The following is an 18,914-nucleotide window of genomic DNA, read 5'->3' on the forward strand; positions in this document are numbered from 1 at the left end:
TTATAATAACAACATAAATATATTCAATATTAATATTTTTTAAGGTGCGTTGCACCAAACCATAGGGTGCGTCTCGACTCATGAATGATTATTTGTCTTGATTTTTTGATAAGGAAGTTATCATGAGCAGCAAACAAAATCGGGCCTCAGGCACCGCAACAGACGGCCAAGCCGGCGCATCGGCGTTGAAAGCAGAATCTGCCGCCCGTTCTCCCCGTGTGATGTACGGAGATGAAAGCAACAACTTTTTCCGCGTTACCCACCCCGGCGACCGCGTGATCGAGAAACCCGATCAAGGCACCGATACCGTGTACAGCACCGTTCATTACACATTGCCGCAAAATGTTGAAAATCTTTCTTTGGTAGGCAAAACCGCGCTCAACGGTTTAGGCAATGATGCGGGCAACGTGATTATCGGCAATGAAAACCGCAACCGTTTGGTGGGCGGCGGCGGCCGCGATTATTTATACGGCAACGGCGGCAACGATTATTTGGACGGCGGCAGTGGAGCAGATGTGATGTTCGGCGGCAACGGACACGACGTTTACCAAGTGGACAACCGTAACGACAAAATTGTTGAATTTGCCGGACAAGGCACCGACAGCGTATTCAGCAGCACCGACTACACCCTGTCTGAACATATCGAAAACCTTACCCTAACCGGCGAGAAGGCCGTAAGAGCCACGGGCAACAGCGGCAACAACAAACTCACCGGCAACGCCCAAACCAATCTGCTGCGCGGCGGCGGCGGTAACGACGTGATTGACGGCAGGGGCGGCAACGACGACGTTCGCGGCGGCGACGGCAGCGACAAACTATACGGCGGCACAGGCAACGACCGGCTGATAGGTGGCACTTATGCCCGCCCCGAAAAAAATGCCCAAGGCAGACTTTACTGGCGCGACAGCAACGACGGCGATGACTACTTAGACGGCGGCAAAGGCAACGACACCCTATACGGCGGCAAAGGCAACGACACCTATTTTTTCACCAAAGGCTACGGCATCGACACCATTATCGATTACCGCATTCCCGGTATCGAAACCCTTGACGATCCCGAAGGCGAAAACACCGTACGTTTCGGCGCAGGTTTACGCCCGCAAGATTTAGAAATCAAAGCAGATGTATTGCCGAGCGGCAGTATCGACAACGTGTGGAAAGTCGGCATCAAAGGCACCCGCGACATTTTGCTTATCCACAACCAAAATGCCCACAGCGATGATGCCGCCATTCAAAATTTTGTTTTCGATACAGGTTCTTACAAGCCGTGGGAATTGCAAGACATCATCGGCATACAGGGCAATGTCAAAACCCTGACCATCGACAACAACAATGCCTACCGCTTGAGTGCCGCCGATTTCGGCGTGGGCGCAAACAATGCCCATCCCGAACACAGCTACGATATCCAAAAAATCACCGGAGGCCGCTTGGCGTATATGTCTTCAGACGGCAGCATCCGCCAATGGGTTAAATCGGATATTTTCCACGTTTCCGACAGCGAAGATTTGGTTTTCATCCCCAACAAAGGCATCCATGAAGCTGAAATACAATTTTCCTTCCATTCTTATTATCCCGACCGCACACTCAGCGACGACGCCACCCACACCATCAAATTCGCCCTGCGCGACCTGCCCGACACCGGCGACCGCATGCTCTTCGGCGACGTAAACGGCAATCTGCTTATCGGCGGCAACGGCAACGACCTGCTGCACGGCTTGCAGGGCAACGACACCCTAAACGGCGGCAAAGGCAACGACACGCTGTATGGCGGAGCCGGTAACGACACCTACGTTTTCGGCAAAGACGGCGGCAGAGATACCCTGATCGACGCACAAGGCAACAATATCGTGCGCTTCGACAAAGGCATCACCCCCGAAGACCTCACATTCAAAAAAATCACCTATGCCGCAGGCGGGCAAACCGACTGGGTTATCGGCTTCAAGGACAGCGCAGATACATTAGAAATAAAGCGGCAGCTGAACCGTGAAAAAAACGTATCCGTCAAATTATTCGCATTCGATACCGAAACCGTGAGCCACGATTTGCTCGAAAGCAGAATCAACAGCAAACTCGAGGCCGTTCTCGGCAATGCCGAAGCCGGCAAACAAGCCGCTCCGCCTGCAAAAGCCGAATATGCTTATCAGAATGCACCCGCATCGGCTTTATCCGATGAAACCGCCACCCCGTTAATCTAACCTTATCTCTGCTTAGCTTGGATAGAGGCCGTCTGAAACCCGCTTTTCAGACGGCCTTCACTCTAAAAGCCGCAGACGCAGGTTTTGCAAAGGTTTCGATTCGTTTGGCAACTATAAGTTAATCCACTTAAGTTTAATAACAAAACCGTCATACTCGGGCTTGCCCCGAGTATCTCGAGTTTCAGCAAATTTAGGGGATATTCGGGTCAAGCCCGAGTATGACCGATGTACTATAGAGTGATGCCGTCTGAAAACGGCTATATCGCGCCAACCTGCGGTTCACATCAAAACACACCGAGATTAGCGAAGTATTTTTGTTTGGCGATTCAAACCGTTGCCAGTGCATAAGCCGTGATATAGTTCGGCATGGCCTTTTTACAACCTGTTTAGCGCAAATGATGACTTGAAGCCGCGTGACACAAGGGATGGGGAAAGGGCTTCAGCCACCTTCGCGTGGCTGTGTGTTGAAACAACCATAACTGATTAAAAAAAAATAGTTGACAAGTCAGCCACCTTCGCGTGGCTGTGTGTTGAAACTGGCACAAAGTCTTGAACAAGGTGCGTTGTCTTCGGCTCAGCCACCTTCGCGTGGCTGTGTGTTGAAACTAATTTTCGCGGGCGCCGTTTGATTAGGGTTGATAGTCAGCCACCTTCGCGTGGCTGTGTGTTGAAACGCCCGCCGTGTGAATCCGACGATTTGCGATGTGCTCAGCCACCTTCGCGTGGCTGTGTGTTGAAACAGGCTTTAATGCTTCACGGCCTTTTTGAGTTGTTGTAAGGCGGCGCGCGTTTTGTCACTACTTTGCATTTTTTTTGTCATCCAGTAGCATTTAGGGGCATGACAAAAAAACCGCCAAAGGAAGTTTTAAACCCCGATTAAAGTCGGGGTTTTTGGTATTTAAAACTTGTACACCAAGTTGTCCTCATACGAGGCATCCTTGCTTAACTTTGCCTGCACGGTTAGGCGTGTGGCTTGGTCGAATGCCTGCCAATTATCCAGCTGCATTGATACGATCGTATTGATGTAGTCGATAAACTCGGAGCGGGTGGAACTGAAAAACAGGTACGGCGGGCGGGTTAGGCTTACCAGCTTTAGATAGTCCACCAAGCCGAAGCGATTGGCTTGTGCGTAGGCGGCCTGCGTGGTGGATAAATACGGCGGGTCGAGCACAAGTAACGCCTGCGGGTTGTCTGAAAATTGTGGGATTAGGTCTATATAAGACTGCCGCGTTATCTCCAAGCCGTCTAAGTAGTGGCGGGCGACGGGGTAGTCAAATATCGGTAATTGGTAATACCACTCGGCCTTATATAGCTGCTGCCAGCTTGCGGCTTGACGGCCGCTGAACAGGAACCAAGACGAAACGACTACATGGCATTTGAAACCGTCGAAGCGCTCTATATCTTGGATAATGGCCTGCTTAAGATCATCAGGTATGCGTTGTTTTTTGCGGAAACCATCAAGATGTTGTGCGATCAGGCGGCGCAGGCGGTTAATGTCGGGGATGGCTTTTACGCGGGCAGCGTAGTGGTCGTAATCGTTATAGATGACACGGGCGGCGGGCTTGACGCGCTTGGCTACATGAGCCAGTAAACCGCTGCCTCCGAATACATCGACAATCGTCCAACCTTGGCCGTTGCCGGGTATATTATCCAGCACGTTGATATAGTGCCTAATGAAATTGCGCTTTTGCCCTGCAAATGGAAGCGGTGCCTTTGAGTAGTATTTTTGCATCATAATTTACTTGCTCTCTGGCACTCTTTTGGCGCTCTGAAATAGTCAATAAAAAATGATGCTCTCAGGCATTCTGATATAGTTACTTACTGAATGTATTGATTGTTTTGCATCTGCTGCATTTGATTTGTACGCTGCCGCTGCCTTTGGCCAACAGTTTGTGGCAATGTGAGCAGCGCAGCTCGCGGTAATTAACCATATTGCATTTACTCCGTTTAGGTTAAAATTCCGCCGCTTGTACAAGCAAGGCGGCCTTGAAGTCAATGCAGGTTAGGTCTGCTTGGCTGGCGTTACGGTGTTACCGCACCGTAACGTCGCCGTCCCTCGAATCATCTTTATTTAAATCTGCATCAATCTCCTTTTACTGCCATCGCTAATTTTTGCGGAGAATACCGCCACGGCTTGATAAGGCCGAAGGCTTGGGCGCACCACTCACTGCAAAACCAGCGGCTTTTGCTGTGCGGAGTTTTGAGTACCGTACCGATTGCGCCCGACCAGTCATAACGCGCGCCTTGTGTGCGGGCATATAAACTGACGGCGGACGAGATACAACTTTTGGGCAAGGGGATTAAATCCCATTTTTCGGCCGGCAGCGCCATCACTTTGCAGCGCACGCCGCCATCGCGGGCGCTGGCGGAGTAGCATGTGTAAAGTGTTTTAGGATGGACTGTTACGGCTATCTCGCAATGGCTGTATGGACTGCGGGTTACGGTACGCACCAACCAATCTCTAAACCGCGCCCATCTTACTTTGAGGCCGCGGCCCTCTTTTTTGCCCTTATACAAAGCTAAATACACCTTGCGATTACTCATCTGCCACCTCGGTCGTTGTAGTTTGTGATGGCGGCGTGGTGCAAAAATCGCATTGCACGGCGGCAACATCTTCGGGGGTTTTGGCAGCGTAGATTTTGTCTTCGGCGGCTTGTCGCAAACCGGCTATATGGGCGGTCAACATCTCAAACTTAACCGCCTTTTCATAAGCTTTTTGCTTAAGCGCTTCTGCTGGGATACCGCGAGCGTCCGCAATCGCATCCAGCGTGGGCGTGACAGCGGCATTGTCGGCGTGCCATGCCTTAGCCTCTAGGGCTTGGATTGTCCACGTTGCGACTTCAAACTGCGGCACTTTGTCCAAGCCCGCAGCTTGGTCGATACAGGCTTGGGCGGCTTGGTTGATTGCGGCGAGCTTGGCCGCTTTCGCCTGCTTGAGCTGCTCGGCTTGGTCTTCTTTACTTACCGTCCATTTTTTGCCGCTCCATGTGTGCCAATGGCTCGGCGGGGCATCAAACGTTAAGCCGTCTGAAAGCTCGCCAACGGCATCTACAATCACGGCTTGGCCGTCTGCGGTACGGTAGGCTGTTTGTCCTCGATGGTCGGGTATGTACTCCCACGCCTCGCCCGTCCAGCGGGCGGCATGGCCGTCTCGGGCTTCGGGCGGCTCGGTGTCGATGCAGCCGCCGGGGATAATGTAGCTGCCGTCGCGAGCATATACGTCTAAATCGGCTTCGGTTTGTCCGATATACAGGCCGTCTGAATCGAGTTGGCAGACGGGTTTTGTCCATTGGATGTTTTGGGTCATTCCTTTTTCCTTTTCGGGTTTCTGTTTGGGCGGGCAAGGATGCCTGCCCTACGGTTTCAGACGGCCTTAAATCTTGATGCAGGCCAATAAGGCGACGTTACGCGGGTAAGTCTCTCCCTGTTTGTCGTAATAAGTGCTTGATGTCGCGTAGGTATCGTTGCTGTTGGCGTAGGTGCTGCCTGATACATGCACATAATGCTCATCATGCCCGGGTATCTGCGCACCGCCTTTGGCAACTACGTCAGCCGTTATATTGCTTTGACCCGACCAAGCCGACCGCAAAAGCACAAACTCGTTACCTCTCGATCCTGCACGCCAGCCTGTTGCATGACGGTGCTCGGCTATATTGTCGCTTTGGTTACTGCCCACCGCACGGCCACGGTCGATATTGCGGCCGTCGTCCCAGCCGCGTACAAACTCGCCGCGCAGGTCGGGCAGGTTAAATGTTGTGCGTCCGTCACCTGCTCCGTATGTTGTGCCGATGGCGGCAAACAGGCCGGCGTATGTCGTTCGGGATACGGCAGCACCGTTTGCTTTAAGCCAGCCTGCGGGGGCGTTGCGTCCGGCAAAGTAGGCAACCGTACCGGCAGGTGCTGCCTGCTCTATTTTGTTGTCAAATCCACCTGTGGCAGCATTGATTCGGGTTGTCACCCAATCTTGATATGCAACCGTGTGGTTGGTACTGCCCAACTCCGGAAAATGTATATACCGGGTTTGCCCGCTTGATTGCTCATATTTGATGTTGACTTTTAGGGTACTGCCGTCGGCGTAGTTTGATTTGGGATTGGTCTCAAACACCCAATGCCCCCCGCTCTCAACCGGATTGCGCAAAAATCCCCAATGGTTATTGCGCCCGGCAGTTAAGATCTCGCCAAAGGTTTTGCCTCCGTTGATGGTTTGGTCGCCCGTCAGCATCACGCCGTTTTCTTCGGTTAGGATTTCCTTATATCCCCGGTAGTTACCTGTCGCGTCCCAAGCGGTTGTGTAGATGCCCCAGCTCGTCCCGTAGGCAAACCCGATACCGCGCGAGTATGCACCATTGGCATAGCTGGGATGACCGACATGTATCTCCATGCTGGGTAGACTATTACCGTTCAGGCTACCCCCGTTTGTACGGACAAATCCGCTTTTACTGGGATTAAACTCGCCCAATGTACGCATAAAGTCTTGTGTGGTATTTGGTATTTTTTCTTCGGCTAATTTTTTCCCCATTGCGGCCGATAAAGGCTTGTCCGTATTGGTGGCGGACAAACTATTAACCACGCCGTCGCTAAATATCTGTTTGATTGCATCGGCAATCTGATTGGTTTTGGCTTTATTCGGCTGGATATTGGCAGCCGTCAGCACGGCCAACAGCTCGGCCTGAATCTGATTGAGCCACCATGCGGGCAGGATGGTACCCAGTTCGCTGGTACCGTTGCCGTCTTTAAACTGTTTATCGGGGGTATCGATAGCGTGCATTGTCTATGCCTCATAAGTAAATCGCACTGCGGTATGTGCGGGTTTTAAATCTTGGATAACGGCCTCAATCACGGCATCGCCGTAATCGGTCAACCTGTCGCCCGCCGCCGAGATACCGGCGCGGAATCGGGTAATGCGGTTGTTGCCTCCGCGCACGTTAACGTGCCACACCCACATGATTTCCTGCGGCGCGAGGCGGTCGCCCGCACGGTTGACACCGGCGCGGAACGGCTGCGGTTCGTCAATTTCGATTTGATAGCCCGCCGCCTCGGCCAAACGCACAAAATAAGGGATACTCAAGCCGCCTGTTTCGTTTAGTTTGGCCATAACAGCCAACACACGGCGCTGGCGGTTTTTGCCCGTACCGTCCAAACCTAATACGCGCTCCCAATCGGCCAGCATTTGGCCGGCGCTGCGCGGGTCGACGGCATCGGCAACGCTTTGAGCCGATTCCGCCACCGCATCCAGCGCTGCGCCGTCTATTTCTGCCTGCGCCCGCACACGCGGGGCATTGCGGGCATACGACACGGGGGGCAACAGTCCGCGCAAGATGTCTTGATAGCTCATGACGGCATCTCCGTTACATTAATCGCACCCGCTTTAAACCACTCGATGCGGTTAACCGTATCGGCGGCACGGTTGGCCGTCGGCGCAGTCAGACGGCGGTCGATCACACCTTCTACATTGCTGATAGCCGCCTCGATTTGCGACACAGTCAGGCCGTCGCCGGGGATCAGGGTGTCGAAATATTCTTTTAGGGCCGTCTGTATGCGGCGTTTGGCCTCGTCCAAGTCGATGCCGTCGAGCTTGACTTGCACGGTAACAGGCACCGCCGTTACGGTTGGCTTGAGTACCAGCGCATTTTTTGCTGTTACCGGGCGCATCTCGTCGATATAAGCCTGCACGCGGCGCACGGTTTCTTCCGACGGCACACCGTCGGCGGAGGTAATCGCAATATCCACCGTGCCCAAGCCGCGGCGCAGCGGATAAACATATGCGCTGGTTACGCCGTCAACACTCAACGCCCAGTTTTTATAGTCGTAACGGTTGCCGCCTGCGGGCGGTCGGCGGATGATTTCCAACAGCCGCGCCAGCAGCGAGGCATCATTTTCGCGGTCAGTGCCGCCTTGCACGGTAAGGCGGCATTCGGTGGCCACACCGGCGGGGGCGGCCATCAGTTGAGCCTCGCCGTCGCGCACATTGGCGGCCGCGCCCGGCTCTTCGGCGATTGCCGGTATTTCCGCCGTGCCGCCGCTGCCGATAACGGCGCGGGCGGTAGTGCGGTAAAAACGCTGGCCGATACGCACTTGCAGGCCGTCTGAAAGCACGGATTGGGCAATGCCGCTTACGGTCAGCGTGCCGCTGGCCGTGGTAGGATTGCGCCGCCGCAGTCCGCGCATGGAGGCATGCCGCTCCAAATACTCGCGGTCGGCCGTATCGGGGAAAATCTGCCGCGCAATCCAGCTTTGATGCGCGTATTGCCCTTCTGCGCAGCTGGCCAAACGACTGGCGTGCACATAATGGTCGCTGTCGGGGCTGATATCGGCATCCGGCCACAGGCTTTTGGTATCGCGCAGGATACGCTCGCGGATTTGCTCAAATGTCGGCGTTTCAAACACGTTTAAAACCTCTTTAAATCACGGGCACTTCGTGGCGGTAGTCAAACCCGCCCGCCGCCGTATCCACCCGGATATGCAGGATCAGGCGGCCGTCGTGCGGCTGCTCTGCGCGCACGGTAATCTTGTCGGCACGCCCGCTCTTAACAATCGGTTGCAGTGCCTCATCGGCATATTGCTCGGCCAACAGGCTGACCCGTTGCAGGTCTTTTTTGCGCTGCAACAAATGCAGCAGCGAGCCGAGCGTTTTATCCGCCCACCAGCTGCCCAACGGTGTCATCAATCGGATGTACACGGCATTTTGCAGCGTATCGACGGTGCAGCCGGTATAGTCGCCGGTGCCGGGGTTTAGCTCTTTGTCCATGTTGGCATTTTGCCGTTTTCAGACGGCCTCACGGAGTACACGGGCTTCAAGCCCGCCGGCGCAAAAAAAGCAGCCCGAAGGCTGCCAAAGGTCTGCTTGTCTATGCTGGTTTCGCCGACGAGGTTTTGCCGCCGATGCTGTCGGTATGCGGGTGCTGGCGCAAGGATATATCGCCGGCCACCACGTCGCCGTCGGTGTTAAAACTGCCGCCCGTTTGACTCACATCGCCGCTAAAGGTGGCGCCGTTGCCGCCCTCGACGGCCATGCCGCCGTTGCCGTTGATTTGGCCTTGAGCCGTCAACACCGCACTGGTCTCCACCAACGGCGCGTTAAATTTGGCATCCGTGGCCGCATTAACCTCGTATTGTTTGCAGTTAACCCGGTACACGTCGCAATGGGCCTCAATGATTTTGCCTTGCTTAATCACGATTTTTGCACCCTCATGGTTAAAAATCGCCGTCTCGCCGGGCTTAAGGTTTTTGATGCGGTAGTTGCCGTGCTGGCTGCACACAATCACACCGTGCGATGTATTACCACCTAGCGGTATCACTACCGCTTCGCTTCCGTCGGGGGGATGGCTGGCAAAGCCGTATTCCTGCAAATGCTCAAGGTCTTGCAGGTTTTCGTCGGCCAAGCCGCTCAACTGCACGCGCTGTATCGGCTCGGACGACACCACCAGCGTGATTTTGCCCCGAAAGGCCGCGCGCAGGGTTTCGCCTATGTTTTTAGCAGTTTGTGCCGTTTTTTTAGCCAATTTACTCAAAATCATTCAAACACCGCCGTTTCCGTTTGCTTTCTGCCGCCTTTTTTGCCCTTATGGCTCACGCCTTTGCGCTTACCTTTGCGCTTGCGCGCCGCCTCGGCTTTTTTGGGGTAAGCGTCGGGTGTCCAAATGCCGTCCTCTTTGAGCCGCAGCTCGGTTTGGGTGCCGTCCATGCGCGACAACATAAACCGCCGCCCCATCAGAAAAAACACCGCATCGATACCGTGCTCGTCGTCGATCACATGCACACGCTGGCCGGGTTGCCACAATACGCCGTCGCGGGTTTTATGGCCGCCCACGGTTATCGTGAGCGTGAATCCCTCCAGCCGCCAGTCGGCCAGCTGCTTTTTAGCCTGCTTTTGCAATGCGGCCAAATTGTCGGCATCGGACACCACCACCGTTTTGGGGCGGTGCAGCGTCATGGTCGGGTCTTTGTACACCCACTTTAAATTGTGTTTGGCGCTGTCGCCGCTGCGGCCGTGCGATTGCGCCAAAAAAGTAACCTCGGAAAAGCGGTTGTCGGTATCCCACTCAATATCCATGCGCTCGATATTGCGGCGGGCATCGGTGCGGCTCCAGCACAATGTCGCCACCGGCGGGCTGCTGTAATCCGCACCGCCCACCACCAACGTGCCGTCCGGCTCCAGCCACGGATGCAGCCCGACCGAGTTGGCAATATGGGTTAACGCCTGCCATACGGTTTCGCCCGGCTCGATGTCGATTTTGTCCAAAGCGGGGTTGTTTTCCGCTTTGAGTACCACCGCCTTAATCTGCGGCCACGGCGCGGCCAGCTTTTTGGCTGCATCCAATACCGTCATGCCCTTTACATTGAGCTGCGGCGCGGAGCAATCCACCAAAAAACCGGCCAAATCACGCCCGCTCAAGCTCAACTCGCGGCTGCTCTTGCTTTTGCCGTGGCGCTGGCTGCCGATGATGCCCGTCATCACGGTTTGCCCGTCTATCACTACCTCGCAGCTCTCTCCGCTTAAATCGGGTATGGCCGCCTCCGGCCCCGACCTGCCGATGGCAAAATCGAAGCTGTCGGCAGGGATTAAAAAGTCGCTGTCGATGTCGTAGCGCTCCCAGTGGCGGTGCTCTTTACCGCCCACGCGCACCGACACGGCATAACCGTATGAATTATTTTGCATAGCTGTTGACCAAAGTGCCGCGCTTGATAAACGCGGGGTGGTGGATATGGGGATTGAGCCGCACCAGCTCTGCTGCGCGGCTGATATCGCCGTAAAACTCATGGGCGATTTGGTGTATCGTGCCGTTGATTGGGGCTTGGCGCACAATCAGCGGCGGCTTTTGGTTGATGGCCGCCGCAACCAACGCATTCAGACGGCCTGCCGCCGCGCGCAGGGATTCTGCCGTTTGGTAAGCCTCGGTATACACGGCGTTGGCCGTCAGAGTGCCGGACTCGGCAGCAGCCGTCTGCACCGCCCGCAAGGCGGCAATCTCGGCCTGCATACGGCGGCGCATGGCGCGGTTAACCTCAATCAAATCGGGCGCGGTCATCTCTTCGCCGTGCGCCTCGATTAATGCCGTTGCCACCGACAACAGCGATGCCGTCGATAACAGGCGCACCGCCTGCGCTACCGGCTGCACTTGTTTGGCGGTTAAACGGTTCAGGCGGTTTTGCAGGCCGTCTGAAAAGCGGCCGGTAAGCAAATTATCAGGGATAGCGGCGGCACGGTCGGCAACACCCGCAGCCCCGTCAAACCGCTGCCGCGGCGACCAGCCGGCATGGTGCATGGCATTATCGGCCAAACCCGCCTCACGGCGTATGCCGGTATCCACCATAACCGCCATATCGGCAAACAGCTTGGCCGAGCCGCTTTTAAACGCCGCTGCGCTGTATCCGCCCCGATCAGGAAAGGCGATTTTGTCCAAATCAAACAAACGGCGCACCGCGCTAAACGTACCTGATGCCGCACTCCAAATGCCCAACGCGCTGCCCCATAAAGCCGATACGCCCGCATCCACCGCCAACACCGCATCAATAAAGCCGATAGCCGCCTCGCGGTAGGTGTCGATATCGGCAATCAACGCCTCAAGCTCGACCAAAAAGGCGTTTTCAAATACAAAGATTTCCTGCGCTTCGGCCGCCTCGCGGAAAGTAATATCGATGCCGGCATAATCCACATAATCAGCCTCATGGCGGTAGCTCCATGATGCTGCAATCATGTTGTGCATCCGCCCCCAAACAGGGTGCACCAGCACGCCGCCGCCCGGCTGCTCCAGCGCATCCAGCAGCTTTTTCAGACGGCCTGCATAGCCCTTGCCCCAAAACACCGCATTAATCTGCACCTGCCGCCCGGTCGTGCCCATGTCTTCGAGGTCGATACCCTGCACAAACGGCCGCGCATGCTCGGCCAAAGCCTTGCCGTTGCTCTCGTCCACCGCCTCAATATCAAAGCCGACGCCCTTGTAAGATGCGTCCTGCAATAAGGTATGCCATCCGCTCATTGACCCGCTCCACGGCCGAACATGGCCACTTGATACCGCGATACCTCGTGGGCAATCACGCGCCCGTCGAGCGTTATCGTCATATTGTTGTTGATGGTTTGGTTGGCCGCCGCCAGTGTGCTGTTAATTTGATTCAGCCCGCCCGTTACCGCCGCCGTCTCGGCATTCAGCGCGGCTTGGTATTGCGCCGTCTGCTCGATAATCGCAGCTTGGTAAGCCGCGGTTTGCTGGGTAATAACGGGCGCAAGCGGTTCGGCGGGTTTAAGGGGTTCGAGCGGGCGCAATGGTTGCAAGGGTTCGGCAGCCATGCCCGCAGGTTTGGGCGGCGGGTTTTCTTTCCACGCATCGGTAATAGCAGCCATTAGCAAGCCGCCACCGCCACCAATCGCAGCACCGATGGCCGTGCCGATACCGGGGATAATCGAGCCGACGGCCGCACCCAAAGCCGCGCCGCTTAAAGCAGACTCGGCATATCCCGCCGCGCGGCTGTTTAGGCCGCCCTCTGTAAATCCCTTACCCTCATTGCGGTTGATGCGGCTGTTGGCATCCCATAAACCCAAACCGCCCGCAGCAGCACCAATACCGACAAGGCCGAAGCGTGCGGCTGTGCCAACCGCCGCCGCACCGCCGCCCAAACCGCCACCACCCAACACACCCATTAAGCCTTGAGCCGCCGCCGCAGCCATTGCGGCAGCAGCAAGCGTTTGCAGGGCTAAGGTTGCGCTGGGAAATTCAGCAGTCAGTTGTTTGAATGCCGTTTCGGCCTCGATGAATTTTTGAGGGTCTTGGCGTAACACTTTAAGAGAATCGGCCTGCTCTTGTTGGGCAGCAGCATCCAACATACGCGCCTGATTGAGCTTATCGACCTTACCATCATCGGTTGCCCGTGTTTTGGCTTGGTAATCCTGCATTTGTTTAAAGTCCATTGCCGCAATCAACCCGCTTTGCGCCTGCAAGTCGGGAAATATTTCTGCAACCAATTCACGGCGGATCGTTTCGGCCTGCACCGCAGCATTAGCATCCCCCGCTTTGGCTTTACTTAAATAGCTTTGATACTCTTTGTTTTTGTCCAAATGCGTATTAATCAGTCTCGCCAACACTTCTATCGAGTTTTCGCCTTTGCCTTGGCCTGCCAAAACCTCTTTACGCCAATCCAGCCCCAAATGTTTTTGGACGTTTTTGCCGGTTTGAGACGACACCACTTTGGCCAAAGCATTATTAATATTGTTGGCCGCTTCGCTGGTTGTTGCCGCCTTATTGGCACCGGACTGCATCCATGCCAGCATGTAGTCGATATCTTTGTCGGCGGTCATACCTGCTTTACCCATGCTTGCAAACAAACCGGGAGCCTCACGCACCACGTCATCAATTTCAAATTTACCGTCCAAGCCTGATTGAATGGTTTTTTCAACGGCGCGGGCTAGCTTGTCGCCGGTTAGTCCTTGATCGGTAAACGTCTTATAGAGCGATGCCACCCCGTTATAGTCGTAATGGCCGTTTTGCGACGTCGCGGTCATGGTTAGATATCCTCGGCCTTGGTCGTTTTTGATTTGCTCAAACGATAAACCTTGTGCCATTTGCGCATTTATAAATTGCGCCGCCGCATCGGCATTGCCCCCGTACTTGCTTACCCACTCGTCGATAAGCGACCGCACTTGAGCCTTACCCGATGTGGCAATCCATTCGGCAGATTTATCCGAGTCGGCGATAAATGCGTTACGCGCAACTTGCCCGATATTGGCATCCATCTGCTTGGCGCTATCCATTGCAGGCTTAAGCGCGGCATAGGCTGCCGTACCCGCAGCAAGTGCGGTGCCGCCGATAGCCATACCTTTTTGCAGTTTCGAGCTTTTACCCAACTCTGCATTTAATTCAGCAATGCGTTGTTTATGTGCTTTCGTCGCACGCGCCAAATCGTTTTGTGTAGCCGTGCCGCTGCGTTTAAGGCGGTTGTATGCCGCCTCGGTCAGTTTGATTTCACGCTGTATCGCCTTTTCAGAGCGGATACCTGTTATTTCATAAGGTTTATGCGCCCGAGCCATTTTCATACGCGATGTGGCCGTGCGCTGCAATTGCCGCTCGGTTTCGGCCAAAAGCCGCTTTGCGCCGTCATCCCGCCCGGTCAGCGACAACACCAATTTCATCAATCCGTTTGCCATAAAAAAACAGCCTTTAAACTCACATTAACTCACGGTTAATTATGGTTTAAAGGCTGTTTGAATCGGGATTTAAGAGGCTTCAAGCCTGATTGTTTAAAAATTCTTTAAATGCACCTTGATAAATAAACTCATCATTCAAGGCATCTTTAATTACCTGTTGGATTTCATTTCTAGCTTTTTCTTTTGACCTATCGGTTTTATAGGTGGTTATTTTAAAATTTAAATGCTCTATATAAACCATGTAATGCCTTGTATTTACCAACCTAATTTCTTTATCACCAATCGGAATGTGTGGATATTTCATATCCTTTAAAATGTCATTCATTACGCTTGATCTTGATTGAATGGTTTTAGGGTTATCACTAATCAAGCATATTTCCAAAGATTCCCATAAGATCATTCTGTTTCTGTCATCTATAGATAACCTGCTTGATTGGCTTTTTTTAAAGTAATCACCTGCTGTCGTTTTCGCGTATTGATGACAATCATGCACTTCTCGCATAAACCCCTTAAGTGTATGCAGCCGCTTCTCTTCTTCAATTTTTCTTTGCCTTATTCTCTCCAGTCTTTCTTTTTCTTGCTGTCGATGCTGTTCAATTAATGCTTGTCTTTCTTTTTCAAATGCTGTTTTTTTATTTCTTTGCACCTGTTTGATTATAGCTACCACGCCAAAAAAGAATACAAACCAAATTAACATTAACCACACCAAAATATTCCCCTTTTTATATATAGAAAGGGAAAATATGTTAATTACAATGTGTGTAAATAGCAATACCGCCTGAAATCTAAGTTTCAGACGGTATTTAGATTATCCCTTCGGTTTAGGCAACCGCCTCGAGATAATCACTCCGTCATCCGTGGGCTTTTTAACGCCTAAGCTGTCCAAGATGTCTCCAAACCAAGCCACCAGCTCGGCGTGGCACATACCGGCCACGGCATCGGCGGATATACCCGCTTTGGCCATCAAGATGACGGATTGTCGGTAATTGCGGTGGCAGTTTCGGTAGCTTCGGGACTCGGTCTTTCGGCGGCCGCCGTGGTGTTCCCGGGGTTTGCCCCAGCGGCGGTGTATTTTGCCCGCAGGTCGTCCTGCGCGGCCAAGATGATGCCGTAGTCTTCGCCGGTCAGGTTTTCCGCTAGGTATTCGGCGGTTAGCTGGTTGGGGGCGATGCCCTCAACGGTAAGCTGCTGCGCCCAATAAGCCAAGGTTTCTACCATCAGGGCGCGGGCCTTGCCGCTTTCGGTTTCCGCTTCGCCCCAATCCATATCTTCCAACGCCGCCTGCGCGCGCAGTTCGCCGCCGATAGTCAGCGGCCGCAATGCGGCACGTTTGGCCACACCGCCGCCCGGCAAGGGCAGGCCCCACACCAAATCAATCTCGTGTTTCACGCGGCGTTACTCCGTGATTTTGTGCAGTGCCACCATCTCGATATCGATACGCGCCTCGTTGTCGGTCTCGTATTGCTCGCTGGTTTCCACGGTAAAGCAGTCGAGATAAGAGGTACGCTTATCGTCTTGGTTGATGGGGTAGATGGTAATTTTGGCTTTGGTGATGTTGTCCCAATCCACGGCGCGGCCGTCGAGCGGAATGGCGGCAGTCACGCTTAACTTGTGCTCGGTTACACCGTCGCAATAACCGTTTACACGGCCGTTGCGGTTCATGGTTTTTACCGACTTGCGGCCTGTGGTGGTTTGCGGCTTGATGCTCACAATTTCGATATCGCGGCCGTTAACCTCCATGATCACCGTACCGGCATAAGTTGCATCGCTCATGTTTTATCCTTTTTTAAGGTTTCAGACGGCCTTTAAAACAGGTTTAAACGCCGTCTGAAAGGGTTACAAAATCAAATCAATGCGCCCGGCAAACACATGCAGGCCGTTGACCACGTCGGCGGGGATGATGGCATTCACGCGGTTCGGGTCGTTTTGCGCACGCGCCACCACCAGCTTGCCTTTGTTGGCTTCGGCGTTTTCGATGATTTCGGCTTGGTCGAGTTTAATCAGCACGTCCAAAATCTCGCTCTTAACCTTGGGCAGTAGGCGGTCGCTCAATTTGTCGCGCGGGAAACGCAGGGCAATGCGCTCTTTAACGCTGCGGCGTACATAATCCAGCGTGCGGATGGTGGTAATGTCGAGTAGTGCCGGGTCGTCGGTGTTATTGGCCGATTTGGTGTAGGTGGATACGGCACGCATAATCTGCACGCGGTTATTGACCACGGTCAGCGGGGTCAAGCCGTTGTACAGCGCGTTGTTGCACTCGGCAAACAGCGGCCATTGCGCATCGGGCGTAACGGCCAGCCCCTTGATCTCAAGGGTATTCAGCGGCTTGGCGGGGTCTTCCTCAAAAGCCAACACCGCCGCATAGCCCGCGGCAATGATGCCGTTTGGCTCTACCGCGCCTTTGTACCAAGCGCAGGTAATGCGGCCGTCGTTGATTTTGCCGGTAGCGGTGGTGGCCGCGCTCAAGGTCGCACTCATACCCAATACGCCGATACAGCCGCGCTGCTCGATGGCGTTGGATACGTTGGTAATATGGTTGCTCAAGGCTTTGGCGTTGGCGTCATCGCTAAACGGGCTGCAAATAATGTGATAATGCTTGCCCGCCACTTTGGACAAGGCCGTGGCAATGTCCGCATTTTTGGCACCGCCGGTAAAGGCATTGGCTTGATAAGTCAGGCCGGTATTGCCGGTGCTCACGGTTAAGCCGCTCTCGTTGCCGATCTCGCCTTTGTGTTTGGCCGTCAGCGTAACGGCTGCGCCGCTGCCGGATGCGGTAACGGTTACATCGGCGGCAGTGATGGCGGTTTTCAGACGGCCTGCCACTGTGGCGGCGGTCTCTCCGGTGTTAACGGCCGTGCTTACCTGCTTGCCGCCAATCGTGATTTCCACCACGCCCGGCGCGGTGGCCGTGCCGGAAAGGGTAACGGTTGCGGTTGCCTGCACGCCTGCGCTGTGGTCGGCAATGCCGATAACGGTCAAATCCAAATAAGGGTTGTTGGCAAACGCTTGGCGCACCATCAAATGCGCGAGCGAGCCTTGCCCGAACAAATCGGCCGCCTCGGCATCGCTAAACAGTTGCACCGGCTCTAAGGCGGGCTGTCTGCCCGCGGTCAGCATGGGGGCGACCATCAATACCTTTTGCGGATTTTGCGGCAAACCTTGCACCGCATTGCGGGTATTAAATTCAATGTACTGGCCGGGCACGCGGATGCTGCCCGGAATCGTGTCAAAATCAATATGGGGCATGATTACTCTCCCTTAGTATTGCGGGTTTTGGTATTTGGGGCGGCATCCTCAACCACCACCAAATCGCCGTCATCAATCATGCGGCGGTAATACAGGCTGTTGCCGTCCACCTCCACCGGCTCTTGGCCGATATACTCATGCGGGTTGTGCTCGGTCGGCACACGCAGGCTGTCTGCCGCCGTTACTGTCAGTTTTGTCATTGCTTGTCTCCAAGTGTTAAGTGCAGATTGATTTCGGCATGCGACTCCCCGGCGGGGCTGCTCAACGCTTGCCCGCTGCGCGCATGTCCGATACGCAGGCGGTGCAGGGTTATATAGGCATTGGGGTCGGTAATTTTTGCGTCTAACAACCTAAACCAAGGCCACGGGTCGCTTAATTGGCCCTGATACTTGGTAAAGATATGGTCGGGGTGGTCGGGATTGTCGGTGCGTTCGGGGTAGCGGTCGTTTTCCAGTCCGCAGGTGTTAAAGCGGATGGCGTACTCAACCGCATATATGCTTACCGCGGCGTTTTGCACCAACACATGATTGGCAATGGCGCGCACCGCTTTGGGCACCAAGCCGCGGCTATCGGCAAAACCGAGCCGCTGGCCGTCAAGCAGGCGGCGCACGGCGCGGATTAAATCGTTGCTGCCGATTTCACGGTTGTCGATGCCGCCTTGCCGCTGCGCCTGCTCGTTGCGCAGATTGCGGGCCGCCACCATCACCACAAATTCGGCGGTATCCTGATAACGTCCGCATACGCCGCCGGTGCTGGCAGGCTCAACTTTGCTGCCGCCATACGTTACCCAAACCGCAGGCAGCGCATGGATTTGCCCCGCCAAATCGTCGGCCTCGCCGTTGTAGCTTTTAACCGTGCGCACCATGCGACCCAAGCCCCGTTTCAGACGGTCTGTTATCGCTTGCTCAATATCAGTGATCACGCCCGAACACCTTATTTTTACCGTTTACAAACACAATACCGTCTTCGCCCGCGGCCACTTCTTCGCCGCTATCATCCACGCCCAGCTGCACATCGCCTTTAGCCATAGCACGCAGCAGGTCGAGCACGTCGATTTTGTAGCGGTTGCGGATTTCGTCGGTAATCAGCACGCCGTTGGCGGCGGTAAGGCGGTAGCGGGCAATATCGCAACACAAGCGCTTGAGGATGGGCGGCACATCGGTAAACGGACGTTTAAACCGACCCAGATAAGCGTCTATTTCTGCGGTGGCATCGGCCAGTGCCACTGCCGCCACGTCCTCGTCAATCAAGCCGTCTTGGTTGCGGTCGGTCAGCTGGATAACCTCCAGCTCGCCGAAACGCGCCACCATATCCGCCGTCACCGCATAAGCCAT

The 18,914-nt window shown here is 54.6% G+C and carries 20 protein-coding genes, 1 pseudogene and 1 CRISPR repeat array; of the genes and pseudogenes, 1 reads left to right on the top strand and 20 read right to left on the bottom strand.

Going from position 1 to position 18,914, the window contains the following annotated elements:
- Positions 1 to 122 precede the first annotated feature (122 nt).
- Positions 123 to 2,195, top strand: coding sequence for a calcium-binding protein (locus tag AKG43_RS13590; protein WP_054599763.1), 2,073 nt, complete (start codon positions 123 to 125; stop codon positions 2,193 to 2,195).
- A gap of 439 nt (positions 2,196 to 2,634) precedes the next feature.
- Positions 2,635 to 2,935: direct repeats of the CRISPR family, unit length 32 nt; unit sequence TCAGCCACCTTCGCGTGGCTGTGTGTTGAAAC.
- A gap of 158 nt (positions 2,936 to 3,093) precedes the next feature.
- On the opposite strand, the gene AKG43_RS06535 is transcribed toward AKG43_RS13590, so the two are convergent.
- From AKG43_RS06535 to AKG43_RS06625, 20 genes and pseudogenes are all read right to left on the bottom strand, one after another.
- A complete protein-coding gene (locus tag AKG43_RS06535) occupies positions 3,094 to 3,930 on the bottom strand; it encodes a hypothetical protein (protein ID WP_156300632.1) in 837 nt (278 codons plus the stop codon).
- Between the two features lie 79 nt (positions 3,931 to 4,009).
- Complete coding sequence (locus AKG43_RS12280) at positions 4,010 to 4,126, bottom strand: Com family DNA-binding transcriptional regulator (RefSeq protein WP_082403005.1); 117 nt, start codon at positions 4,124 to 4,126, stop codon at positions 4,010 to 4,012.
- Between the two features lie 151 nt (positions 4,127 to 4,277).
- Positions 4,278 to 4,739 (bottom strand): hypothetical protein, encoded by a 462-nt coding sequence (locus AKG43_RS06540; protein ID WP_054599764.1) that lies wholly within the window; start codon positions 4,737 to 4,739, stop codon positions 4,278 to 4,280.
- On the bottom strand, positions 4,732 to 5,502 hold the full coding sequence (locus tag AKG43_RS06545; protein WP_054599765.1) for a tail fiber assembly protein: 771 nt from the start codon (positions 5,500 to 5,502) through the stop codon (positions 4,732 to 4,734). The genes AKG43_RS06540 and AKG43_RS06545 overlap by 8 nt, the downstream gene beginning before the upstream one ends.
- 66 nt (positions 5,503 to 5,568) lie before the next feature.
- Entirely contained in the window at positions 5,569 to 6,714 is a 1,146-nt protein-coding gene (locus AKG43_RS06550) for a phage tail protein (RefSeq protein WP_369799569.1), read from the bottom strand.
- A gap of 63 nt (positions 6,715 to 6,777) precedes the next feature.
- Positions 6,778 to 6,963: pseudogene (locus AKG43_RS13645) on the bottom strand (tail fiber protein); the annotation flags it as partial.
- A 3-nt stretch (positions 6,964 to 6,966) separates the two neighbouring features.
- A complete protein-coding gene (locus AKG43_RS06555; protein WP_054599767.1) occupies positions 6,967 to 7,530 on the bottom strand; it encodes a YmfQ family protein in 564 nt (187 codons plus the stop codon).
- Positions 7,527 to 8,582: a baseplate J/gp47 family protein gene (locus tag AKG43_RS06560; protein ID WP_054599768.1), complete on the bottom strand. Its 1,056-nt coding sequence runs from the start codon at positions 8,580 to 8,582 to the stop codon at positions 7,527 to 7,529. The genes AKG43_RS06555 and AKG43_RS06560 overlap by 4 nt, the downstream gene beginning before the upstream one ends.
- Before the next feature lie 13 nt (positions 8,583 to 8,595).
- Positions 8,596 to 8,943, bottom strand: a complete 348-nt coding sequence (locus tag AKG43_RS06565) for a phage GP46 family protein (RefSeq protein WP_054599769.1) — start codon at positions 8,941 to 8,943, stop codon at positions 8,596 to 8,598.
- A 100-nt stretch (positions 8,944 to 9,043) separates the two neighbouring features.
- Entirely contained in the window at positions 9,044 to 9,712 is a 669-nt protein-coding gene (locus AKG43_RS06570; RefSeq protein ID WP_054599770.1) for a phage baseplate assembly protein V, read from the bottom strand.
- On the bottom strand, positions 9,709 to 10,854 hold the full coding sequence (locus AKG43_RS06575) for a phage baseplate assembly protein (RefSeq protein WP_054599771.1): 1,146 nt from the start codon (positions 10,852 to 10,854) through the stop codon (positions 9,709 to 9,711). Before AKG43_RS06575 ends, AKG43_RS06570 begins: the two co-directional genes overlap by 4 nt.
- Positions 10,844 to 12,175, bottom strand: coding sequence for a DNA circularization protein (locus AKG43_RS06580; RefSeq protein ID WP_054599772.1), 1,332 nt, complete (start codon positions 12,173 to 12,175; stop codon positions 10,844 to 10,846). Before AKG43_RS06580 ends, AKG43_RS06575 begins: the two co-directional genes overlap by 11 nt.
- Positions 12,172 to 14,334: a PRTRC system protein F gene (locus AKG43_RS06585; protein ID WP_054599773.1), complete on the bottom strand. Its 2,163-nt coding sequence runs from the start codon at positions 14,332 to 14,334 to the stop codon at positions 12,172 to 12,174. Before AKG43_RS06585 ends, AKG43_RS06580 begins: the two co-directional genes overlap by 4 nt.
- A gap of 79 nt (positions 14,335 to 14,413) precedes the next feature.
- On the bottom strand, positions 14,414 to 15,031 hold the full coding sequence (locus AKG43_RS06590) for a hypothetical protein (RefSeq protein WP_156300633.1): 618 nt from the start codon (positions 15,029 to 15,031) through the stop codon (positions 14,414 to 14,416).
- Positions 15,032 to 15,297: 266 nt separating this feature from the next.
- The gene (locus AKG43_RS06600) at positions 15,298 to 15,723 is read right to left on the bottom strand and encodes a hypothetical protein (protein ID WP_054599776.1); all 426 of its coding nucleotides are present in this window, start codon (positions 15,721 to 15,723) and stop codon (positions 15,298 to 15,300) included.
- 6 nt (positions 15,724 to 15,729) lie between these two features.
- A complete protein-coding gene (locus AKG43_RS06605; protein ID WP_054599777.1) occupies positions 15,730 to 16,107 on the bottom strand; it encodes a hypothetical protein in 378 nt (125 codons plus the stop codon).
- A gap of 63 nt (positions 16,108 to 16,170) precedes the next feature.
- Positions 16,171 to 17,580 carry a phage tail sheath subtilisin-like domain-containing protein gene (locus AKG43_RS06610; protein WP_054599778.1) on the bottom strand — a complete coding sequence of 470 codons (1,410 nt, stop codon included), beginning with the start codon at positions 17,578 to 17,580 and terminating at the stop codon, positions 16,171 to 16,173.
- Positions 17,581 to 17,582: 2 nt separating this feature from the next.
- Positions 17,583 to 17,780, bottom strand: a complete 198-nt coding sequence (locus AKG43_RS06615; RefSeq protein ID WP_054599779.1) for a DUF2635 domain-containing protein — start codon at positions 17,778 to 17,780, stop codon at positions 17,583 to 17,585.
- The gene (locus AKG43_RS06620; RefSeq protein ID WP_054599780.1) at positions 17,777 to 18,502 is read right to left on the bottom strand and encodes a DUF1834 family protein; all 726 of its coding nucleotides are present in this window, start codon (positions 18,500 to 18,502) and stop codon (positions 17,777 to 17,779) included. The genes AKG43_RS06615 and AKG43_RS06620 overlap by 4 nt, the downstream gene beginning before the upstream one ends.
- Positions 18,492 to 18,914: a gp436 family protein gene (locus AKG43_RS06625; protein ID WP_054599781.1), complete on the bottom strand. Its 423-nt coding sequence runs from the start codon at positions 18,912 to 18,914 to the stop codon at positions 18,492 to 18,494. The genes AKG43_RS06620 and AKG43_RS06625 overlap by 11 nt, the downstream gene beginning before the upstream one ends.

The sequence above is a fragment of the Neisseria sp. 74A18 genome (genome assembly GCF_001308005.1).
Classification (GTDB): Bacteria; Pseudomonadota; Gammaproteobacteria; order Burkholderiales; family Neisseriaceae; genus Neisseria; species Neisseria dumasiana.